This window comes from Nocardiopsis sp. NRRL B-16309 (genome assembly GCF_001279585.1).
Classification (GTDB): domain Bacteria; phylum Actinomycetota; class Actinomycetes; order Streptosporangiales; family Streptosporangiaceae; genus Nocardiopsis.
Genome location: NZ_LGEC01000080.1, coordinates 43,024 through 62,767, shown reverse-complemented (window position 1 = coordinate 62,767; position 19,744 = coordinate 43,024). Strand labels below are relative to the sequence as shown.

Sequence of the window (19,744 nt, the reverse complement as noted above, 5' to 3'; positions counted from 1 at the left end):
GTGCTGGTACGGCCGCTCGCGCATCCGCATGTGGTCAGTCGGGGACGTCGGTGACCGCGACCCGTTCGAGGTACCCTCTGCCGATCAGCCAGCGGATGGTGGGTGCCGGGGGGACCTCGGCGAACCCGGCCGTGTCGAGGGTGAACCGGACGCCGCCCCCGGAGGCGATGGTCGCACCCACCTGGAACGGGTGCAGGACCCGGTACCGGTGGTAGAGGCCCTCGCCCTCCGGCCCCGTGCGGACGTAGTCGGGCAGCCCGCGCTCGGCGAAGGGCGTGCCGTCCGGGTTCAGGATCCGCCCGCTCTCCTGGCCGAAGGCGTCCAGGACGTCCCCGGCCGCCATCGTGTGCAGGTAGGAGTCGCCGCTGCGCTCCGCCAGGTCGGCGTGGACGCCGTCGACCAGCTCCGTGGTGGCCTCCTCGGCCGCCGCCTCTTCGTCGGGCGTGAGGACCACGGGTTCGGGTTCCGTGGTGGCCAGTTCCTGGAACAGCCACCGCGCCGCCTGGTCCTCGGTCGTGAACTCCGGCCCAGGGCGGCCCCGGTCGAAGTCCATGACGGCGGCGGCCAGGTAGCCCTCCGAGTCCTGGGTGACGAGGTAGTAGCTGTCGAGGGTCTCCGGGGCCGGCCGGAGGTCGCCCGGCAGGACGTACAGGCTGTCGGGGACGCCCGCGGCGTCGAGTTCCTCGCGCAGCATGTCCAGGGTCACCTCCGCCCCGACCCAGTCGCCGGGAACGGGCGGCACGGCGTTGTTGGCGGGCCCGGAGGAGGCCTGTTCCTGCTCGATCCGCTGGCTGCTGAGGGTGTTGCTGACGAAGGACCAGCCCACGGTCCCGCCGCAGACGACCGCGGCGAGACAGGCGCTGATCACCACCTTGCCGATGTTCTCGTCCAACCGGCGACGCGTGCGCTGGCCGCCGAAGAGCACCGCCTCGCGCAACCGCTGGCGGCGCACGGCGACGGATTCGAGAAGTTGGCTGTCGTAGTCGCGGGCCAACAGCTACTCCTTCGCGGTGTCCCGCGTGCGCGGGGTGGTGGTTACGGCTGCCTGTCCCGCCGTCGGCGGTCAGATGTTGGCGACCGCGGTGCTCGCGCGGCCGAGGGACTCCTCCGCGGTGGCGTCGTTGGTCTCCAGGGTGTCCCGGACGAGACGGATGATCGCACGAACCTCGTTAGCGGCGTTGTGCCACTTGATCTCCTTCTCGTTGTACTCCTCGGAGACACCGTCGATCTCCATGTCGGCCATCGCCTGGCGGACGTCGGTGTCGTGCTCGCCGATGATCGCCTCGAGGCGGCTGACGATGGTACCGATGTCGCCCTGGACCTCCTGGGAGGCACCGACGTCGTACGAGTTGCGTCCACTCATCGTGTTGCTCCTTCAGGGGTGGTCGGTCAGCGGAACTTGGCGGCGTCGAAGTTGGCCGAGCCCATGCTCTGGTTGGCGTCGTCGGCCATCGTCTCGGCACCGCTGGTGAGCGAGACGTTGACGCCCGACTGGCCCTCCTGGATGGAGCCGAGCCCGGCCCTCAGGTCGGCGGAGATGCCGTCGGCCCTGGACTTGAACGAGTCGAAGGCGGCCTTGCCCGGGCCGTCGAACTTGCCGGACAGGGGTTCAGCGGCCTGGACGAGCTGTCCGATGAGGCTGGAGAGCTCGTCACCAGTGCCCGCGGTGCTCTGCGAGAGCGTGGTCAGCGTGCTCTCGCCGACGTCCCAGCGTGACATCCGTTCACCTGCTTTCCTCGGGGGTCCACATGAGGCGGTCGCCTCGCGTAGGGGAAGATGCGCGCACGGTGCCCGTGGTTCACCATCGTGCCGGAACCGGTCACGGGGCACCATCGTCCCGCAGCTCGGAATTCCGGATACTACAGCGGACGATCACGACGAAACAGGGACGACGACGGGCCTGTGGACAAGCTGCGCCCCCATCAACGGTCGACGTTCGAGCGCGGCCTCCCCGCCGCCCCACGGATCGCACCGACACCCCACATCACGAACCGGCGCCCCCGCCGGAGACGAACGGGACCGAGTCAGCGCACCCCTCGCTCCGAAACGTCCTGATCCGTCCGCCTCCGATAGGGTTCCGCACGTCGCACGTCACTCGTGTCCCCCGCACATGAGCCGAGAGGAAAGCCGATGAGCCTCCGCGTCGTGCACCGTCCGGCACGGACCGTCCACCCGACTCCCGCGCAGGAGCCGCACGAGGTCGAGGCTCCGCCGACCCTCCCCGACGGCAAGGCGCAGGGCAACCCGCTCATGACCATCCTGCCGATGGTGGGCATGATGGCGTCACTGACGATCATGATGGTGATGCGCAACCCGGCGTTCATGGTGCTGGGCGCCGTGATGCTGTGCGTCGCGCTGCTCGCCGCCCTCGCCATGCTCTTCTCGCGCCGGGGGCAGGTCGGCCGTCAGCGCCGCAACCAGCGCGAGCTGTACCTGCAGTACCTGGAGGAGCTGCGCGAGGAGCTCAGCGGCTGGGAGCAGCGCACGCGCGCGCACGCCCGCCTGCTCGATCCTCCTCCCGAGGCGCTGTACGACATCGTGCGCGATCCCACCCGGCTCTGGGAGCGCCGCCGCCGCAACCGCGACTTCCTGCGGGTGCGCGTGGGCACGGGTCTGACCGAGGGGCGCCACCTGCGCCTGGCCGAACAGGGCACGGCGCTCACCCCCACCGACCCCTTCATGCTGTCCGAGGCCAGGGCGGCCATCCGGCGCTTCGAGTCGATCCCCGAGATGCCGCTCACCCTCCCCCTGGACATGGCGGGCAACGTGAGCGTGATCGGCGAGCGCGAGGACGTCATGCGCCTCGTGCGCGCGCTGGCCGTCCAGTTCGGCGCCTTCCACGCCCCCGAGGACGCCGGTCTGGCCGTCTCCTATCCGGCCGAGCGCGCCGACGACTGGACGTGGCTGCCGTGGCTGCCCCAGGTGCTCGACCCCCAGCGGCGCGAGGGCGGCGCGGCCGTGCGGCTGATCGCGCCGGACCCGGGCAAGCTCGGCGGCCTGCTCGCCGACGAACTGCGCTCCCGCACCGACTTCGCCTCCGAGGTCCGCCGGGGCATGGGCAAGCGTGAGGCGTACCAGATGCTCCGGCGCCTGCTCGTCATCCACGACACCCACGGCGGGGTCGCCACCGAGCTGGTGCGCCCCGACCACGCCATCGACCCCGTCGACCTGGGCGTCACCGTGCTGCACCTGGTGTCCCGCCAGGTCGACGAGCCCAGCGACGTCAACGTACGCGTCACCGTCACCGGCGACCAGGTGCGCGTGGAGGAGCTGCGCGGCTCCGACCCGATCGTGAGCTCCGGCACCGTCGACGACGTCCCCGCCGCCACCACCCTGGGCCTGGCGCGCATGCTCGCACCGCTGCGGCTGTCCCCCGAGTCGATCGAGGAGACCGCCCAGGAGGGCGGCAGCGTCGACTTCCCGGCGATGATGGGCGTGCACGACCCCGGTGACATGGACGTCCCGCGGATGTGGGCCCCGCGAAGCGAGCGCGCGTTCCTGCGGGTGCCGATCGGCGTCGACGACATGGGGCAGCCGGTGGTGCTCGACCTCAAGGAGTCCGCGCAGCTGGGGATGGGACCGCACGGGCTGTGCGTGGGAGCCACGGGCTCGGGCAAGAGCGAGATGCTGCGGACGCTCGTCCTGGCGCTGGCCGCCAGCCACCCGCCCGAGCGGGTCAGCATGGTGCTGGTCGACTACAAGGGCGGCGCGACCTTCGCCCCCTTCGAGGACATGCCGCACGTCGCGGGCGTCATCACCAACCTGGAGGACGACGCCGCGCTGATCGAGCGGGTCCACGCCAGCCTGTCGGGCGAGGTCCAGCGCCGCCAGCAGGTGCTGCGCGACGCCGGGAACGTCCCCAACATCGGCGACTACACCTTCAAGCGCGAGCAGGACCCGAGCCTGCCGCCGCTGCCGCACCTGCTCGTGATCATCGACGAGTTCGGCGAGCTGCTCACCGCACGGCCGGACTTCATCGAACTGTTCCTGTCCATCGGCCGGATCGGCCGGAGCATCGGCGTGCACCTGCTGCTGTCCAGCCAGCGCATCGAGGGCGGCAAGCTGCGCGGCCTGGACACCTACCTGTCGTACCGGCTCGGGCTGCGCACGTTCTCCGAGGAGGAGAGCCGCACCGTCCTCAACACCCCCGACGCCTTCCACCTGCCGTCCCTGCCCGGGTTCGGCTATCTGAAGGTGGACACCAGCGTCTACCAGCGGTTCAAGGCGGGGTACGTGTCCGGCGCCTACCGCGGGCCGGTGGCCGAGGAGGAGCCCGGCGACGGCAGGCCCTCGGTGCGCCCGTACACCGCCTACAACACCGGCGGCGACGATCCCGTGCGCGGGAAGGACAGCGCGCCCGCCGACAGCGGTCCCGCCATGCCGTCCCGGACGACCGGGCCGACGCTGTTGGACGTCATGGTCGGCCAGTTCGACCGGCACGGCGAGCACACACGCGAGATCTGGCTGCCCCCGCTGCCGTCGGCGACGACGCTGGCGGCGGTGGCCGGCGAGCCCGAGGAGACCGACCGCGGGCTCCGGCTGCCCGGCGACCACGGCGTGCTGAACGTTCCGCTCGGCCTGCTGGACGACGCCACCAAGCAGTGGCAGGGCCCCTGGCTGTTGGACCTGACCGCCTCGGGCGGGCACGCGGCGGTCATCGGCGGCCCGCAGAGCGGGAAGACGACGCTGCTGCGCACCCTCGTGCTGTCCCTGTCGATGACCCACACCCCCGACCAGGTCACCGTGTACTGCCTGGACCTGCTGGGCGGAGGGCTGCAGTCGCTCTCGCGGCTCCCGCACGTGGGCGGCGTGGCGGTGCGCACCGACGCCGAGAGGGTGCGGCGCACGGTCGAGGAGGTGCGGGGCATGCTCGACCACCGCCAGGAGGTGTTCCGCTCCCGCGGCATCGACTCCGTGCAGCAGCTCCGCCGACGGCACGCCCGGGGGGAGGTCCCCGAGCTGGCCAGCGCCGACGTCGTGTTCTGCATCGACGGGTTCGGCGCGATCCGCAAGGACTTCGAGGACATCGACCCCATCGTCACCGACCTCCTCCAGCGCGGCGGCGGCTACGGCATCCACGTGGTGGCGGGCATGCTGCGGTGGAACGACGTGCGCATCGCCGCCCAGTCCAACTTCGGCCAGAAGGTGGAGCTGCACCTGAACGACTCCTCCGAGTCGCAGATCGACCGGAAGCTGTCCGAGACGATCGCCGCCGGGGCCCAGGGCCGCGTGCTGACCGACACGAAGCTGTTCGGACAGGTGGCCCTGCCCCGCCTGGACCTGGAGGCGCACGACGACGACCTGGGCGAGCGGGTCGAGGAGGCGGTCGCGGCCGTGGACCGCGCCTGGCGCGGCGCACGCGCGCCCGAGGTGCGCATCCTGCCGCACACACTGCCCGCCCGCGGCCTGCCCACCGCCGCGGTCGAGCCCAAGGCCGTGCCGATCGGCGTGGACGAGCGGGCCATGGAGCCGGTGCTGCTGGACCTGTTCGACCGCGACCAGAACCTGCTGGTCCTGGGGGACGGCGAGTGCGGCAAGACGAACCTGCTCCGGCTCGTGGCCGAGGGCCTCGTGGAGCGCTACCCGTCGGACGAGCTCGTGTTCGCGGTGATGGACCCGCGGCGCACCCTGCGCGGTGTGGTTCCCGAGGAGTACACGGGCGGGTACGCGAGCAGCCCCAAGGTGTGCGCCGGACTGGCCGCGGGCGTGGCCAAGGAGCTGGAGTCGCGTATGCCCGAGGACGGCGACCTGGACTCGCTGGAGCCCGGTTCGATCAAGGGCCCGCGGATCGTGGTGCTCGCGGACGACTACGACGTGCTCACCACGGCGGGCCAGAAGCCGCTGGCCCCGTTCGTGCCGTTCGTGTCCAACGGGCGCGACATCGGCCTGCACTTCGTGGTGGCCCGCCGCATCGCGGGAGCCGGCCGGGGCATGTTCGACCCGCTCGTGCAGTCAGTGCGCGAGATCGGCACGAGCGCGCTGGTGATGAGCGGTGACCGCAGCGAGGGCCAGATCCTGCCCCGGCTGTACGCGACCGCCCAGCCGCCCGGCCGTGGCCAGTGGGTGACCCGCGGCGGCTCGGCCCGCCTCATCCAGACCGCCCTGCTCGACTCCGGGGCCGCCGACCAGCACTGACCGGATTCCGTTGAGAATCAGCGGAAACCAACGCGAACCACTCATGGCGGACGCACGTCTACCCACAGTGACGAAACCCTACGGCGGTGCGCCCACAGCACTGCCCACAGCCGGGAGGCGCGCGTGTCCGCATGGAACATCCAGCCCGGGCCGGTCGGCGCGGTCCTGGCGGCCGTCAACGGGCACCTGGGGGACCAGGAAGGCACCTCGGGGCTGACCGGCCACGTCCGGGACCTCGGTGACGCCGTGGTCGCCGCGTCCGAGACGTGTGCGGACAGCCTGCCGGTCAGTATCGCCCTGAACGGGTTCCTGGAGCACTGCTCGCCCGACTGCCGGTCGATGATCGAGAAGACCGCCAGCGCCATCACCGGGTGCTCGGACGCGACCAACCACTATCGCGACGGCGCGTTGGACATGGCGGCGGAAGCCCAGGCCAACGCCGGTGTGCTCTTCGACCCGAACGACCCGAACGACCTTCCCCCCAATCTCTGACGCGTCGGTGTCTCCCCCGGACCTTCTCCCACGCCCCCGACCCCCTTGGACGGCGCATGAGCGAATCCGCTCTGAACGACCCCTTCCTCAACGACCTCGACGCCAGCGCCTGCTACGGCGACGGCGCCATCAACCCGAGCCAGATCCCCGTGCCCCGCATCGACGCCGACGAACTGGACGGCCTCGGCCAGAGCATCAAGGCGGCCGGAGCGGGCATCGCCGAGAGCGCCGGCGACATCGTCTCCTCATGGGGCGGCCTCAGCGGAATCTATGAGGCGCCCGAGTCCGAGACCCTGCTCGCGGCCGTCAACCCGGTCGGGACCGCGGGCGACGACATCGAACCCGCGGCCACCACGACCGGAGACGCGCTCATCGCGTTCGCGGAGCGGGTCCGCGAGCTCAAGCCCCGGCTGAGTGGTCTGCGCGCCGACGCGGTCGAGCTCAGGACACGCATCAACGCCGACGAGGACTGGCGCAAGGACGAGGACCTCCACGAGGAGCACGAGACGCTCCTGAGCGACGTCAACGCGGCGGTGGCCGAGTACCAGGAGGCCGAGCGCGAGTGCGCGAACGCCATCACCGCGCTGTACGGAGGGCCGACCTTCCTCGCGGCGGACGCGCTGGGCGGGCGCGAGCCCGGGGCCGACGAGATCCCGTACGGCTTCGAGGAGGTCCCCGAGGGCGCGGCGATGCCGTGGGGCACCTCCCAGGACTTCGACCACCCCTGGTACGTGGACGCCTGGGACGGGGGCGCCGACCTGGTCACGGGATTCGCCCAGGACCTGGGCGGCCTCACCGGGGTCTGGCACGACGGGCAGTGGGCGTGGTCGTACTTCGAGCAGGACGGCCGGGACAACTTCTCGGGCTACATGGACGAGAACCTCGAAGGACTGTCCCTGCTCACCGGCTTCTACGATCCCACCAAGCCCGAGGGCGAGCAGTGGGGCGTGGACAGCGTCGACGAGTGGTGGGGCAACTTCGCGCCGGTCGCCTACGAGGTCGGGCAGGGCATCGTGCCCACCGACGAGTGGGACGACCGGCCCGCCTACGTCATCACCCAGGGCGTGATCAACGTCGGGTCGATCGTCGGCGGCATCGTGCTGAGCGCGACGGGCATCGGTGCGCCCGTGGGTGTGCCGCTGGTCCTCTCCCGGTTGCAGACGGGGTTCCGCGCCGTCAACGTGCTGGGGTCGGACTCGTCCTCGATCCCGGAGAACGCCGGCGTGGACTCCTCCGGAATGCCCGACCCGAGCAGGATCGGCATCGGCGGCTCCTCCTCGGGTCCCGGCGGGACGCAGGTCTCCGGCACCGACGGGATGATCCCGGACCAGTCCGCGTTCGCCGACCTGGACGCGTCCCTCGGCCAACTGCACGAGAACAACAACGCCTCGTCGAACGCCGCGGACCCGTCGGGCACCGGCGGGGACCTCCCGGAGCGGAGCGGCACGGAGTCGCCGAACGGATCCCACGGCGACGGTGACACGTCGGATTCCTCCTCCTCGGACGGCACGGACAGCGCGGACGCACCTGACAGCGCCGACAGCGCCGACACGCCGGGGGACGCGGAGGCCACGAGCGCGCACGAGTCGGCCGGGTCGGCCGGGCAGGAGAACGACCGCGCGAGCGAGCGGGACACGGCCGGGGACAGGGACGAGATCGACACCCAGGCGACCCCGGCCGAGGTGGAGCGGATGCTCCAGGAGGTCGACGAGTACGCGGCGCAGAACGCGGGCGACCTGGACGTGCAGGCCCAGATCTACGGCAGTCTGCCCGAGGGCGCGGTGAACGGTGACCGGGTCCCGGAGATGGCCGGAGCCCACAACGGCGACGGCCCCTCCGCCGTCGCCGACGGCACGGCGCACACCGGCACCGGCGGGTCCGGCGGCGGCCCCGTCGACACCCCGAGCGGCGGTTCCGGGGACCTGCGCGTGGACGGCGGCTCGTCCGGCCCCAGCGGAAGTCTCACCAGTGGCACCGGGGGCACGGGCGGCGGTACCGGAGCTGGCAGCAGCGGCCCCAGCGGTGATCTGACCGGCGGCGGGCCGCCCAGAGGCGGTTCCGGCAACGACAGACCACCCACGGTCGGCGACCCCGTGACGATCCCGGACACTGACGCGCGGTTCCCGGGAGAACGGGACAGGTTCGGCGACGGCGTCACTCTCGAACCCAACAAGGAGTACGTGGTCGAAGGCCGGGGCACCTTCATCACGGACGACAGCGGCGCCATCGTCCACATCGAGACCGAGCCCGGCACCACGGCGAAGGGCAACCCCGAACTCGTCACACCCAGGAAGGACGCCACATACAAGATCATTCACCCGGAGTCCGGCGCGGAATACGTCTACAAGACCGACCACGCGGGCAGAACGGTGTCGGTCGAGGGAGACCTGCGCCGCGGAGTCTCCGTCAGGAACAACGAACAGACTTCCATCGGGCACGAGGGACGGGACTACTTCAGGGCACTCAACAACGATCCGGACCACCCGTTCACCTACGATGAGGTGAACTGGAACGGCGGCCACTTCATCTCCAGCAATGAAATGGGCGGCACCGGCGAGCGACTCAACGTCATCCCCATGCTGGAAAGCGTCAACAAGACCCGAGGCACGGGGATCGGCGACAACTTCCGCAGGCTGGAGATGCTCTGGGACGGACTCTTCGGCAACGAGAGGAAGATGAGGGCCGCGTTCGCCCAGATCCAACCGGAAGAGGCACGCGCCTTGGAGATCCAGCGGTGGATGGCCAAGATCGAAAACGGACCTCAACCCCCCGACATCAATATCAGGGTTACCACGGAATATGATCCCGCCATGAAGCCGGTCATCGATCCGCAAACAGGTCGAACCATCCCACCACCGCCTGCGAGATTCACTGTCGACTGGTCCATCAACGGAGTCGACCAGGTGCCACAAACATACGAAAACCTCCCTAACGGAAGACCAAGGTAGGAGATATGAACTCCTTCAAAAGAGGGCATCTGGACCCGACGGAGCAATACGAGATCCTCCATAGCATCGGCCTAGATCTCCTCGGAGCCGCACCTGAGGGATGGCACGAGATCACCTTCAAAGTGTCCAGCCTGATCACTGGATCCGAGAACGACATGATCGTTGAATTCGAGAATGGGGAGGCCCAGAGAAAAAGATTTCCTCACACCGTGATCTCCAAGTTCGTGGAGCTTCGCGCTGGAATGTACCAGGAGGGCAAGGGAACCTGGTTCTCCATGATCTACAAGATTGTCCGTCCAGGCACATTCACCACCGAGTTCAACTATGACAATCCCGCCCCCTATGACCTTCTTCCCGGTGCGGAAAGCTTCGCCACGGATCTGAACTACTTCCCCCGGGACCCGGAGCACATTCCGGACTGGTTGCAGCAGAAGCTCCGTGAGGCCGAGACCGAGCAGGACTGAGGACTTCCGTGACCTATGACGTGGTCGCTCTGACCGAAGAACTCCCGGACGTGCGCGGAATGGTCTCCGCCCTCGACCGGGCGGGTCCCGACCTGCGCATCTGGGGCGCCGACCGTGGCGGAGCCGTGCGCCTGCGCGACGGTGAGGGCCGCCACGTGGTCACCGTCGAGGCGCCGAGGGGTATCGCGACACCGTGGGAGGTCACCCGGCTCCTGGGCGCGCGAGCGGCGGACGGGCTGACCGCGAACACCTGGTGGGTGGACGTCCGCGCTCCCTCGGGCGACGCGGACGCGGCGCGGGCCGCCCACCGGCTCGCCGCCTCCCTCGTGGAACGGCACGGGGGCGCGGCATGGCCGCCGAGCCCTCGGGCTCCATGGTCGCAGGACCTGCCACGCGGAGCCTCCCACCACCCCGCCGCTCTGGTGGAGACCGCCGAAGCCCGGGTCCTCGCCATCGGTGCGCGCGTCGTTCCGTTCTCCGGTGCCGTGGCCGACGCCCTGTCGGCCGGCGCTGGAGACGGCCGAGCCTTCCACCTGCTCATCCCCGCCACGTCCCGCCTGACCCACCCGCTGCGCACGATCCTCGCGGCTCCCGGTCACCGGTGGGTGGTGGAGGGGCCCGGCGGGCACGGCCACCACGACGGGACCACCGGCGCTCCTCTCGTCTGGGACGACGAACTCGGCTACCGGCCCCGACGGGACGGCACCCCGCCCGCGCTCGCTCGCGGAGACGGCGGAACCGGGCTGGTCGTGGACCTGCGGGTGCTGCACAGCGCGACCGGCGGACTCCGGGTGGGCGAGACGGTCGAGCGGATCGGTGAACTGCTCTGCTCCTCGGCTCCACAGGGCTGGGGCACCAGGGAGCCCGCGCTCTCCGCCTGGGACACCGACCGCATCACCGGACTGTGCCGCGACCGGGCTCCGCGGCCCACCCGGCTCGTGGTCACCGGTCCCGCGTTCTCGGGCACCCTCGACGTCCGGCGTGTCGCCGAAGGTGTCCGGGAGGACACCAGCCTCGCGGTCGGGAACGCGGTGCGGACCGAGGACGTGCCCGACCTGGTCGCCGAGTTCGCCGACTCCCTGCAGACACTGACCGTGCGTCGCGTGCCCGGCGCCGTCGACGCCCAGCACCGGCCGGTCCTGTCCGGAGCCTCTGCACCGGTCGGCCTGGCGATCGGACCGTCCGGCGTGAGCGAGATCGGGCTGGACCGGGCCCGCAGCGCTCCCGTCCCCGCCAAGGTGGTGGGACCACGGCTGGCCCCGGCCCTCTGGTACCGGCTCGACGAGGACCGGAGCCAGACCGAACTCTTCCAGGACTTCCGCGCCCTCATGGACCACCTTCGGCCGCCGGACACCCCCGGCCGCCCCTGATCACAAGCGTGCGCACGGACCGGTGGCCGTGCGCCCTCCGGTCCCGCGCTCCGGTTCGGACCGTTCTACGGCGCGGTGGTGGCCGCGGAGGTCGTCCTGATCCTCGGCGGCGCCCAGGTGCTGCGGCTGCTCGGAGCGCCCGGCGAGGCCGACGTCTGCTGGGTCGCCCTCGTGGTCGGACTCCACTTCACTTCTTCCCGCTGGCCTGGTACTGGCGGACCCGCGAGATCCTCGTGGTGGCCCTCCTGTCGCTGCTCGGGGCCGTCGGCCTGGGCATGGTGTTCACCGGGCACCCCGCGTGGGCGCCGATCGTCAGCGGTGTGCTCTCCGGTGCGGGCATGCTCGGCGGTCTGCTCGCCGCGCTCGCCCTCGCGTTCCTCGCCGGGCGGCGAGGCGCCAAGGCGGACGGCACCTCCTCCTGACCGGAGACGATCCGGTCAGGCCTCCCCGGACGTGCCGAGGCCGAAGAACGGCAGGCAGGGCTCCAGCCCGCTCACCGTGACCGGGACCGAGCGGTTGCGCTCCCAGTCCCGCCGGGTGATCCGGTAACGGTGCTCCCGCACCGGTTTGCCCCGAACCGCGACCACGTCGACACCGTTCGGCCGGTAGCCCAGCCGGCGCGAGACCCCGTGGGAGGCCTCGTTGCCCTCGTGCGCCTCCGTCACCGCGCACTCCGCGCCCAGGCCCTCGAACGCCAGGTGCAGCACGGCCGCCCGCATCTCGGTGCCGATCCCCCGGCCCTGATGCGACAGGCCGAGCCACGAACCCGTCCCCACCTGCCGCCGGACCGCGAAGTCCTTCGCGCCCACGTCCTGGACGCCGACCACCGTGTCCTCGTGCGCGACGACGAAGTTCAGGTTCCAGTCCGCCGGCGTCCAGGAGGCCAGCTTCCCCAGGTTGTACTGGATCACCGACAGCGCCACCTTCGGGGGCGGTTGGTCCGTCCACGGCTCGGCGAACGGCATCTGTTCCGGAGCGTGGATCCCCCGGGCCGCGACGTCCCCCAACCGCGCCAGGTCCTCCATCGACGGCAGGCGGAGTTCGAGTCGCGGGGTGCGTACGCGCAACCCCATGGGCGGGAAGTGCTCACTGATCATGTGCCGATTCTCCGGAGCGGACCGGTCGCTGTCACCCGGATTTCGCTCGGCCGCACACCACCCCCGGCACTCCCATCGGGCCCCAGACGCCCCAAACTCCCCGCGGCCTCGAAGGCCCAGCCGAGCGCCGTCAGATCCCGCGGAGCTCGGTCAGCAGCCCGGCCAGGGCCGCCGGGGCGTCCCGCGGGTCGGCCTCGCGCACGACCCATCCGCGCATCCGCGCCAGACGCGCCACGTGCGCGCGGTCCGGCCGCGTCAGCAGGTAGCCGCACGGCGCGTCCGGCCAGTCCGCGGCCATGGGCAGGCGCTCGGTCCGGTACCCGGGCGGTTCTCCGGCACCGGTCTCCCCAGCCCCCGGTTCCGGCTCGGCGCCGCCCGGTACCGGCCCCACTCCCCCCTCGGGGGACTGCGCGGCGGTGATCTCGGCCAGCGTGGGACTGCCCGGCTGCGGGAGGAAGGCGTCCACCAGCACGTAGGCGAGAACCGGACGGTGCGCGGCCCGCTGGGCGGCGCCGACCGCCCCCACCAGCGGACCGGCGTCGCCCTCGGCGACCAGCGCGATCCGGGCGTCGGCGGCGACCGCGGCGTTGATCTCCAGGCTGGCGTGCGCGACGTAGCGCCCGGCGTACGGCGGCCGGTCGTCGGCCCCGCCGCCGATCCGCACGGCCGGAACGCCGTGATCGGGCAACCGGTCGGGCAGGTCGGGCACGCGCCAGGACGCGCCCAGGGGCGGGGGCAGCAGGACGGCGATCACGCGCTTCCCGCCGTCTCCTCGCGCACCCAGTCCAGGTAGGCGGGGTTGCCGCCGGTGACCGGGACGGCCACGATCTCGGGGACGTCGTAGGGGTGGATCTCCAACAGGTGCGCGGTGAGGTCGGACAGGCGCCCGGCGGCCGTCTTGATCACCACGGTCCACTCCTCGTCCGCCTGGACCGCGCCCTCCCACCGGTAGAAGCTCCGGATCGGGCCGCCCACCTGGGCGCAGGCCGCCAGCCGGTGCTCGACCACCGACGCCGCCAGCCGTTCGGCCGCCTCCCTGCCGTCGACGGTGGTCTCGACCCGGACGGTGTCCGCGGACTGCGGCATGGTCACCCCTTACGGCCTGGGAACACGTGCGGCCGGGTCCGTGCCGTCCCGTCCGGTGTTCTAGGCTCACTGATCATGAGCGAACGTGATGAACTCCTGCGACACATCAACGATAAGGCGGTCGTGCGCGGGAAGGTGACCCTGTCCTCCGGCATCGAGGCCGACTACTACGTCGACCTGCGCCGGGTGACCCTGGACGGGGAGGCCGCGCCGCTGGTCGGCTCGGTCATGCTGGACAACGTCGAGGACCTGGACTTCGACGCCGTGGGCGGGCTGACCCTGGGCGCGGACCCCGTGGCGACCGCGATGGTGCACGCCGCGCACGCGCGCGGGCGCAGGCTGGACGCCTTCGTGGTGCGCAAGGCGGGCAAGGCGCACGGGCTCCAGCGGCGGATCGAGGGTCCCGACGTCAAGGGGCGGCGTGTGCTGGCCCTGGAGGACACCTCGACGACCGGCAACTCGGTGCTCACCGCCGTGGAGGCACTGCGTGAGGCGGGCGCGGAGGTGGTCGCGACCGCGCTGATCCTGGACCGGGGCGCGCGCGAGCGGGTCACCCGGGAGGGGCTGGAGTACCGGTCCGTGTACGAGGTCGCCGACCTCGACCTCTGAGCCGGACGGCCCCGGCCGGTCCCGAGGAAGACGGACGCGTCCCAACAGCCCCGCGGGTCCCTGGAGCCCTGACACGGCCCTGCGAGCCCTGGCGCGGGCGGACGAGCCACGATGCGGTCCGGCGAGCCCTGGCGCGCGGGCCGAAGCGGCGATGCGGCCCGACGGTTGTTCGTGTCGGTGCGACTGGTCCAGGGCCGTGAGGCCCGGCACGGCACCGCTGCCCAGGCGCGGTCCCGCGAGCGCGCGGCCGCCGGTGCCGGGGGCGTCCGCGCTCGGCACGGCGCCCGGGCCCGGTGTCAGCCGTCGCCGCTGATGGTGAAGCTGTAGCCGGCGTCCTGGTCGGACACGTCGCGCTGCTCGCCGTTGACGTACACCTCGACGGCGCCGGGTTCGTCGATGGTCACTTCGAGGCCCTCGCCCGCGTCGGCGAAGTTGATCGAGCCGCCCTGCCGTATCACCTGATCGTGCAGGACGTCGCCGCCGGGGACGCGCACGAACACGTTGCTCGACTCCCCGATCACGCGGATGTAGAGCGCCCCCATGTCCCTCTCGTCCTCACCTTCGGACGAGGCTTCGGAGGCGTTGGCGCTCACGCTCGTTCCGTTGCCTGGGAGGGAGCGGTACAAGAAGTACCCGCCGAGGGCGACCAGCACCACCAGGAGCACGACGGCCCCGACGATGGCCATCACCTGGCCAGCGCCGCGCGGATCGTTCCTATGCCTTCCCACGGCGTTGAATGTAGCGTGTATCACGACAAAAAGCGACAGTGCTCCCTGTGATGCCGTGTACGCCCACGGATGCGGCGGCGCCGCGGGCGCATCGCCCGCCTCGTTCCTCCGCCCCGCGACAGGGCTCGGATCGCGCCGCCATGAGCTGCGCGAACGCGCGCAAGTCCGGGCAACTTGGTCTAGACCTTTCCAACGGCTCCGGGGATTCGGGATACTTGGTCGACACCTGGTGGACACGTCCGGACGCTCGGCTCCGCAGGGGGCCGCCCCCAGCCGTTCCGGACCTTCACCGGGGCAACGCACGTGGGGTGCCGCGGGTCCACGACCGGCGGCCGCTCGCTCCAGGCCGAACCCAGGGAGAGTCAAACCATGCCCATCGCCAGCCCCGAGGTCTACACCGAGATGCTGAGCCGCGCGAAGTCGGAGGGCTTCGCGTACCCGGCCATCAACGTGACCTCCAGCCAGACGCTCCACGCCGCGCTGCGCGGCTTCGCCGAGGCGGAGAGCGACGGGATCGTCCAGATCTCCACCGGAGGCGCCGACTTCCTGTCCGGCACCACCGTCAAGGACATGGTCACCGGGTCCGTCGCCTTCGCGGAGTTCGCCCGCGTGGTGGCCGACAAGTACCCCGTGAACGTCGCCCTGCACACCGACCACTGCCCCAAGAACAAGCTCGACGGCTTCGTCCGCCCGCTGCTGGAGATCTCCAAGGAGCGCGTGGCCAAGGGCCAGGAGCCGCTGTTCCAGTCCCACATGTGGGACGGCTCGGCCGTCGAGCTGGGCGAGAACCTGGAGATCGCCCAGGAACTGCTGGCCGCGTCCAAGGAGGCGCGCACCCTCCTGGAGATCGAGGTGGGCGTCGTCGGCGGCGAGGAGGACGGCATCGTCGGCGAGATCAACGAGAAGCTGTACACCACGCCGGAGGACGCCCTGCGCACCGCCGAGGCCCTGGGCCTGGGCGAGAAGGGCTACTACATGACGGCCCTGACCTTCGGCAACGTGCACGGCTCCTACAAGCCGGGCTTCGTGAAGCTGCGTCCGGAGGTGCTCAAGGAGGCGCAGGACGCCGTGGCCGAGAAGTACGGCAAGGCGAAGGCGTTCGACTTCGTCTTCCACGGCGGCTCCGGCTCCACCATGGAGGAGATCCACGAGGCGATCGGCTACGGCGTCGTGAAGATGAACGTCGACACCGACACGCAGTACGCCTTCACCCGCCCGATCGTCGACCACATGATGAAGAACTACGACGGCGTGCTGAAGGTCGACGGGGAGATCGGCAGCAAGAAGGCCTACGACCCCCGCGCCTACGGCAAGGCCGCCGAGGCGGGCATGGCCGCGCGCGTGGTCGAGGCCGCCCAGCACCTGAAGGCCGCCGGCAACAAGATGAATTGACGTCCTCCCCGCCGTGAACGGCGGGGATTCCGACCCGACCCTGCGGGCGGGTGGCGCTGCGCGCCTCACGACGCGAGCGGTTCCTGTTTCACCGGGTCCCGCCAACCCCGCAGGGTCGGTCTTACGGTCCCTCCGCAGGCGTTTTATCTGTCGGCCCGTCCGGCCGCCAGGACGACACGGGCCGAGTTCACGTCCCGGTCGTGGGTGGTCGTGCACGCCTTACAGGTCCATTCGCGCACGTGCAGCGGTTTGGGCGCGTCCACCGCCCAGCACTCCGAACAGGTCTGAGAGGAGGGCAGGAACCGGGACACCTTGGCGAAGGTGCGCCCGCACCGTCGAGCCTTGTACTCCAGCATGTGCACGAACGCCGCCCACCCGGCGTCGTGCACGGACTTGGCCAACCGAGTGCGGGCGAGCCCCTTGACCGCCAGGTCTTCCACATAAATCCCTTGATTCTCGCGGATCAACGTGGTGGACAATTGGTGGTGGAACTCACGTCGCGCGTCGGCGACCTTCGCGTGGGCGCGGGCGACCTTCACCCGGGCCTTGTCCCGGTTCGCGCTGCCTTCCTGTTTGCGGGACAGGATCCGCTGGGCCTTCTTGAGCTTCCTCTCCGCACGGCGCAGAAACCGGGGGTTTGCGATCTTCGTGCCGTCGGAGAGCACTGCGAAGTGGGTCAGCCCCAGGTCGATCCCGACCTCCGGGGTGGTCTCCGGTAACGGCTCGTCGCCGGTCTCGACCACGAAGCTGGCGAAGTACCGGCCAGCCGCGTCCTTGACCACGGTCACCGAGGTCGGGGCTGAGGGCAGGTCCCGCGACCACGTCACCTTCACGTCCCCGATCTTCGGCAGGGAGAGCTTCCCGGCGGGGGTGATTTTCCATTTGGCGTTGGCGGTGAACCGGGCCGACTGCCGGTGGTCGCGGCGGGACTTGAACTTCGGATGCCCGACCTTGGGGCCTTTGCGCTGGCCGGTCTTGGAGTCCTCATGGGCCGCCCACGCCTTGTCGGCGTCGCGCAGCACCTGCTGCAAGGGCACCGCCGACACCTGGTCCAGCCACTCCCGTTGGGGTGTCTTCTTCGCCCCAGCGATCAGCTCCCTCGACAGGTCGGGGCTCTTCGGTACCCGCTGGTAGGGGCCTTCCGCGGTTCGCGCCTTCGGGGGCCCGAGCAGCTTGTTGGACGCCTTGACCGGCTTGACCTGGACCAGAGCGTCGTTCCATACCGTGCGCACGCACCCGAACAGGCGGGCCAGCGCCGCGCGCTGGGCCTCGTCCGGGTAGAGACGGTACTGGTATCGAAGCTGCACAGCCACACCCTGGCGCCCGCCTACGACAAAACCAGAGACCGGGCTACGGCGGCGCGAGCCAAGGCGACCGGCGCGGATCCGATTCACCTCCGGCGTGAGCGCCGGACACTCCCCGTCGCCCGATGGCAGGATGGGGGCATGAACCTGCACCAGAACCTGCTCGGCGAGCCGCCCGCCACCCGCCTGCCCGACCACCCCGAGGCCCGTGAGGCGCTGGCCGCCTCCGACGACCCCACCCCGGTCGCCGGGCGCTTCCCCGACTTCTCCGCGGCCTGGGCCGCCCTGGCCGAGAACGCCCTGGCCGAGGGCGAGCCCGTCACCGCCTACGCCTACGCGCGCACCGGGTACCACCGCGGACTCGACCAGCTGCGGCGCTCGGGCTGGAAGGGCCACGGGCCCATCCCCTGGGACCACGAGCCCAACCGCGGCTTCCTGCGCGCCCTGCACGCCCTGTCCGTGGCCTCCGACCGCATCGGCGACGTGGAGGAGGCCGAGCGCTGCGCCACCTTCCTGCGCGACTCCAGCGCCGAGGCCGCCGACACGCTCAAGGCCTGATCCGCGGCCCGGCCGGGACCGCGGAGGGCGGCCCGGCCCGTCGCCGGGGCCCGCGCGGACCCCGGCCGGCGCCGGCGCTCGACGCGGCGCCGCGCGGGTGACCCGCGCGGCGCCACCACCCACTTAACCGGGATCAACAGGTCGTGTACGCTCTATACGCAACGGCCCCTGTCGCTGCCTTGCGCCAGGGGTTCTTCCATGTTCGGGGTCGAGAGCGCCCCGGTCAGGTGTCGAGCGAAGAGGTAGAGACCAATGCCGGCGATCACGCTCGTGGGTGCCCAGTGGGGCGACGAGGGCAAGGGCAAGGCGACCGACCTTGTCGGCGACCGCGTGGACTACGTGGTCCGGTACCAGGGCGGCAACAACGCCGGCCACACGGTGGTCATCGGCGACCAGAAGTACGCCCTCCACCTGCTCCCCTCGGGCATCCTGTCCCCGAACGTCGTCCCGGTGATCGCCAACGGCGTCGTCATCGACCCGGGCGTCCTGCTGGAGGAGCTCCAGGGGCTCGACGAGCGCGGTGTGGACACCTCGCGGCTGCTCATCTCGGCCAACGCGCACCTGATCATGCCGTACCACCGCGCACTGGACAAGGTCAGCGAGCGCTTCCTCGGCAAGGGCAAGATCGGCACCACCGGCCGCGGCATCGGCCCGACCTACGCCGACAAGGTCTCCCGCCAGGGCGTGCGCGTCCAGGACATGTTCGACCCCAAGATCCTGCGCAAGAAGATCGAGCTGGCGCTGCACGACAAGAACCAGCTGCTCACCAAGGTGTACAACCGGCGCGGCCTGGAGGCCGAGCCGATCATCGCGGAGTACCTGGGCTACGCGGAGAAGCTGCGCCCCTTCGTCGCCGACACCTCGCTGATCCTCAACAAGGCGCTCGACGAGGGCAAGACCGTCTACCTCGAAGGCTCCCAGGGCACGCTCCTGGACATCGACCACGGCACCTACCCGTTCGTCACCTCGTCCTCGCCCACCTCGGGCGGCGCGGCGGCCGGCTCCGGCATCGGCCCCACCCGCATCACCAAGGTCGTGGGCATCCTCAAGGCCTACACCACACGCGTGGGCTCCGGCCCCTTCCCCACCGAGCTCCTCGACGAGCAGGGCGAGTGGCTGCGCACCCAGGGCGGCGAGTACGGCGTCACCACCGGCCGCAACCGCCGCTGCGGCTGGTTCGACGCGCCCATCGCGCGCTACGCCACCCGGGTCAACGGCATCACGGACTTCTTCCTCACCAAGCTCGACGTGCTCACCGGGCTCGACCGCATCCCGGTGTGCGTGGCCTACGACGTCGACGGCGTCCGCCACGACGAGATCCCGATGACGCAGACCGACTTCCACCACGCCACGCCCGTCTACGAGTACCTCGACGGCTGGTCCGAGGACATCACCGCGGCACGCGAGTTCGACGATCTTCCCAAGAACGCGCAGAAGTACGTGCGTACCCTTGAGGAGATGGCCGGGGCCCCCGTCTCCGCCATCGGCGTCGGTCCGGGCCGCGACGAGACACTGCAGCTGCGCTCCCTCGTCTGACCCGGCGCACCAGCGCCAGTCCGTC

The 19,744-nt window shown here is 71.0% G+C and carries 18 protein-coding genes; 10 read left to right on the top strand and 8 right to left on the bottom strand.

The annotated features are described in order from the left end of the window. Nucleotides 1-34 precede the first annotated feature (34 nt). From ADL05_RS16965 to ADL05_RS16955, 3 genes are all read right to left on the bottom strand, one after another. The gene (locus ADL05_RS16965) at nucleotides 35-994 is read right to left on the bottom strand and encodes a TNT domain-containing protein (RefSeq protein ID WP_053617947.1); all 960 of its coding nucleotides are present in this window, start codon (nucleotides 992-994) and stop codon (nucleotides 35-37) included. 69 nt (nucleotides 995-1,063) lie between these two features. After that, on the bottom strand, nucleotides 1,064-1,363 hold the full coding sequence (locus ADL05_RS16960; RefSeq protein WP_053617946.1) for a pore-forming ESAT-6 family protein: 300 nt from the start codon (nucleotides 1,361-1,363) through the stop codon (nucleotides 1,064-1,066). Nucleotides 1,364-1,389: 26 nt separating this feature from the next. Next, nucleotides 1,390-1,719 carry a hypothetical protein gene (locus ADL05_RS16955; protein ID WP_053617945.1) on the bottom strand — a complete coding sequence of 110 codons (330 nt, stop codon included), beginning with the start codon at nucleotides 1,717-1,719 and terminating at the stop codon, nucleotides 1,390-1,392. Nucleotides 1,720-2,130: 411 nt separating this feature from the next. Here ADL05_RS16955 and eccCa point away from each other — a divergent pair, with 411 nt between their 5' ends. The 6 genes from eccCa (at nucleotide 2,131) to ADL05_RS32470 (ending at nucleotide 11,831) form a co-directional block, all read left to right on the top strand. Continuing rightward, nucleotides 2,131-6,135, top strand: coding sequence for a type VII secretion protein EccCa (gene eccCa, locus ADL05_RS16950; RefSeq protein WP_053617944.1), 4,005 nt, complete (start codon nucleotides 2,131-2,133; stop codon nucleotides 6,133-6,135). A 123-nt stretch (nucleotides 6,136-6,258) separates the two neighbouring features. Continuing rightward, nucleotides 6,259-6,627 carry a DUF6507 family protein gene (locus ADL05_RS16945; RefSeq protein ID WP_053617943.1) on the top strand — a complete coding sequence of 123 codons (369 nt, stop codon included), beginning with the start codon at nucleotides 6,259-6,261 and terminating at the stop codon, nucleotides 6,625-6,627. 56 nt (nucleotides 6,628-6,683) lie between these two features. Then, the gene (locus ADL05_RS32295) at nucleotides 6,684-9,575 is read left to right on the top strand and encodes a DNA/RNA non-specific endonuclease (RefSeq protein WP_053617942.1); all 2,892 of its coding nucleotides are present in this window, start codon (nucleotides 6,684-6,686) and stop codon (nucleotides 9,573-9,575) included. A 5-nt stretch (nucleotides 9,576-9,580) separates the two neighbouring features. Further along, the gene (locus ADL05_RS31830) at nucleotides 9,581-10,039 is read left to right on the top strand and encodes a hypothetical protein (RefSeq protein ID WP_053617941.1); all 459 of its coding nucleotides are present in this window, start codon (nucleotides 9,581-9,583) and stop codon (nucleotides 10,037-10,039) included. A gap of 8 nt (nucleotides 10,040-10,047) precedes the next feature. Further along, a complete protein-coding gene (locus ADL05_RS16930; protein WP_053617940.1) occupies nucleotides 10,048-11,409 on the top strand; it encodes a DUF6177 family protein in 1,362 nt (453 codons plus the stop codon). A 236-nt stretch (nucleotides 11,410-11,645) separates the two neighbouring features. Further along, a complete protein-coding gene (locus ADL05_RS32470; protein ID WP_156365879.1) occupies nucleotides 11,646-11,831 on the top strand; it encodes a hypothetical protein in 186 nt (61 codons plus the stop codon). Nucleotides 11,832-11,846: 15 nt separating this feature from the next. On the opposite strand, the gene ADL05_RS16915 is transcribed toward ADL05_RS32470, so the two are convergent. The 3 genes from ADL05_RS16915 to cutA all read right to left on the bottom strand — a co-directional run bounded on the left by ADL05_RS16915 (nucleotide 11,847) and on the right by cutA (nucleotide 13,592). Further along, on the bottom strand, nucleotides 11,847-12,506 hold the full coding sequence (locus ADL05_RS16915) for a GNAT family N-acetyltransferase (protein WP_053617937.1): 660 nt from the start codon (nucleotides 12,504-12,506) through the stop codon (nucleotides 11,847-11,849). Between the two features lie 130 nt (nucleotides 12,507-12,636). Then, nucleotides 12,637-13,260 carry a hypothetical protein gene (locus ADL05_RS16910; protein WP_053617936.1) on the bottom strand — a complete coding sequence of 208 codons (624 nt, stop codon included), beginning with the start codon at nucleotides 13,258-13,260 and terminating at the stop codon, nucleotides 12,637-12,639. Continuing rightward, nucleotides 13,257-13,592: a divalent-cation tolerance protein CutA gene (gene cutA, locus ADL05_RS16905; protein ID WP_053618108.1), complete on the bottom strand. Its 336-nt coding sequence runs from the start codon at nucleotides 13,590-13,592 to the stop codon at nucleotides 13,257-13,259. Before cutA ends, ADL05_RS16910 begins: the two co-directional genes overlap by 4 nt. 75 nt (nucleotides 13,593-13,667) lie before the next feature. Here cutA and pyrE point away from each other — a divergent pair, with 75 nt between their 5' ends. After that, on the top strand, nucleotides 13,668-14,201 hold the full coding sequence (pyrE, locus tag ADL05_RS16900; protein ID WP_053617935.1) for an orotate phosphoribosyltransferase: 534 nt from the start codon (nucleotides 13,668-13,670) through the stop codon (nucleotides 14,199-14,201). 296 nt (nucleotides 14,202-14,497) lie between these two features. Here pyrE and ADL05_RS16895 read toward each other — a convergent pair whose 3' ends face one another. After that, nucleotides 14,498-14,887: a RodZ domain-containing protein gene (locus tag ADL05_RS16895; RefSeq protein ID WP_053617934.1), complete on the bottom strand. Its 390-nt coding sequence runs from the start codon at nucleotides 14,885-14,887 to the stop codon at nucleotides 14,498-14,500. 411 nt (nucleotides 14,888-15,298) lie between these two features. Here ADL05_RS16895 and fbaA point away from each other — a divergent pair, with 411 nt between their 5' ends. Then, nucleotides 15,299-16,321 carry a class II fructose-bisphosphate aldolase gene (gene fbaA, locus ADL05_RS16890; protein ID WP_053617933.1) on the top strand — a complete coding sequence of 341 codons (1,023 nt, stop codon included), beginning with the start codon at nucleotides 15,299-15,301 and terminating at the stop codon, nucleotides 16,319-16,321. Nucleotides 16,322-16,464: 143 nt separating this feature from the next. On the opposite strand, the gene ADL05_RS16885 is transcribed toward fbaA, so the two are convergent. Then, nucleotides 16,465-17,628 carry an RNA-guided endonuclease TnpB family protein gene (locus ADL05_RS16885; RefSeq protein WP_053617932.1) on the bottom strand — a complete coding sequence of 388 codons (1,164 nt, stop codon included), beginning with the start codon at nucleotides 17,626-17,628 and terminating at the stop codon, nucleotides 16,465-16,467. A gap of 138 nt (nucleotides 17,629-17,766) precedes the next feature. On the opposite strand from ADL05_RS16885, the gene ADL05_RS16880 reads away from it, so the two are divergent. Then, the gene (locus tag ADL05_RS16880; protein WP_053617931.1) at nucleotides 17,767-18,183 is read left to right on the top strand and encodes a DUF3151 domain-containing protein; all 417 of its coding nucleotides are present in this window, start codon (nucleotides 17,767-17,769) and stop codon (nucleotides 18,181-18,183) included. 252 nt (nucleotides 18,184-18,435) lie between these two features. After that, on the top strand, nucleotides 18,436-19,719 hold the full coding sequence (locus ADL05_RS16875) for an adenylosuccinate synthase (RefSeq protein WP_053617930.1): 1,284 nt from the start codon (nucleotides 18,436-18,438) through the stop codon (nucleotides 19,717-19,719). Nucleotides 19,720-19,744 lie beyond the last annotated feature (25 nt).

Bases quoted from the DNA above. Each gene is read 5' to 3' on its own strand.
- ADL05_RS16960 (WP_053617946.1), bottom strand. From the start codon at position 1,363: ATGAGTGGACGCAACTCGTACGACGTCGGTGCCTCCCAGGAGGTCCAG.
- ADL05_RS16955 (WP_053617945.1), bottom strand. From the start codon at position 1,719: ATGTCACGCTGGGACGTCGGCGAGAGCACGCTGACCACGCTCTCGCAG.
- eccCa (WP_053617944.1), top strand. From the start codon at position 2,131: ATGAGCCTCCGCGTCGTGCACCGTCCGGCACGGACCGTCCACCCGACT.
- ADL05_RS32295 (WP_053617942.1), top strand. From the start codon at position 6,684: ATGAGCGAATCCGCTCTGAACGACCCCTTCCTCAACGACCTCGACGCC.
- ADL05_RS31830 (WP_053617941.1), top strand. From the start codon at position 9,581: ATGAACTCCTTCAAAAGAGGGCATCTGGACCCGACGGAGCAATACGAG.
- ADL05_RS16915 (WP_053617937.1), bottom strand. From the start codon at position 12,506: ATGATCAGTGAGCACTTCCCGCCCATGGGGTTGCGCGTACGCACCCCG.
- cutA (WP_053618108.1), bottom strand. From the start codon at position 13,592: ATGCCGCAGTCCGCGGACACCGTCCGGGTCGAGACCACCGTCGACGGC.
- pyrE (WP_053617935.1), top strand. From the start codon at position 13,668: ATGAGCGAACGTGATGAACTCCTGCGACACATCAACGATAAGGCGGTC.
- ADL05_RS16895 (WP_053617934.1), bottom strand. From the start codon at position 14,887: ATGGCCATCGTCGGGGCCGTCGTGCTCCTGGTGGTGCTGGTCGCCCTC.
- fbaA (WP_053617933.1), top strand. From the start codon at position 15,299: ATGCCCATCGCCAGCCCCGAGGTCTACACCGAGATGCTGAGCCGCGCG.
- ADL05_RS16880 (WP_053617931.1), top strand. From the start codon at position 17,767: ATGAACCTGCACCAGAACCTGCTCGGCGAGCCGCCCGCCACCCGCCTG.
- ADL05_RS16875 (WP_053617930.1), top strand. From the start codon at position 18,436: ATGCCGGCGATCACGCTCGTGGGTGCCCAGTGGGGCGACGAGGGCAAG.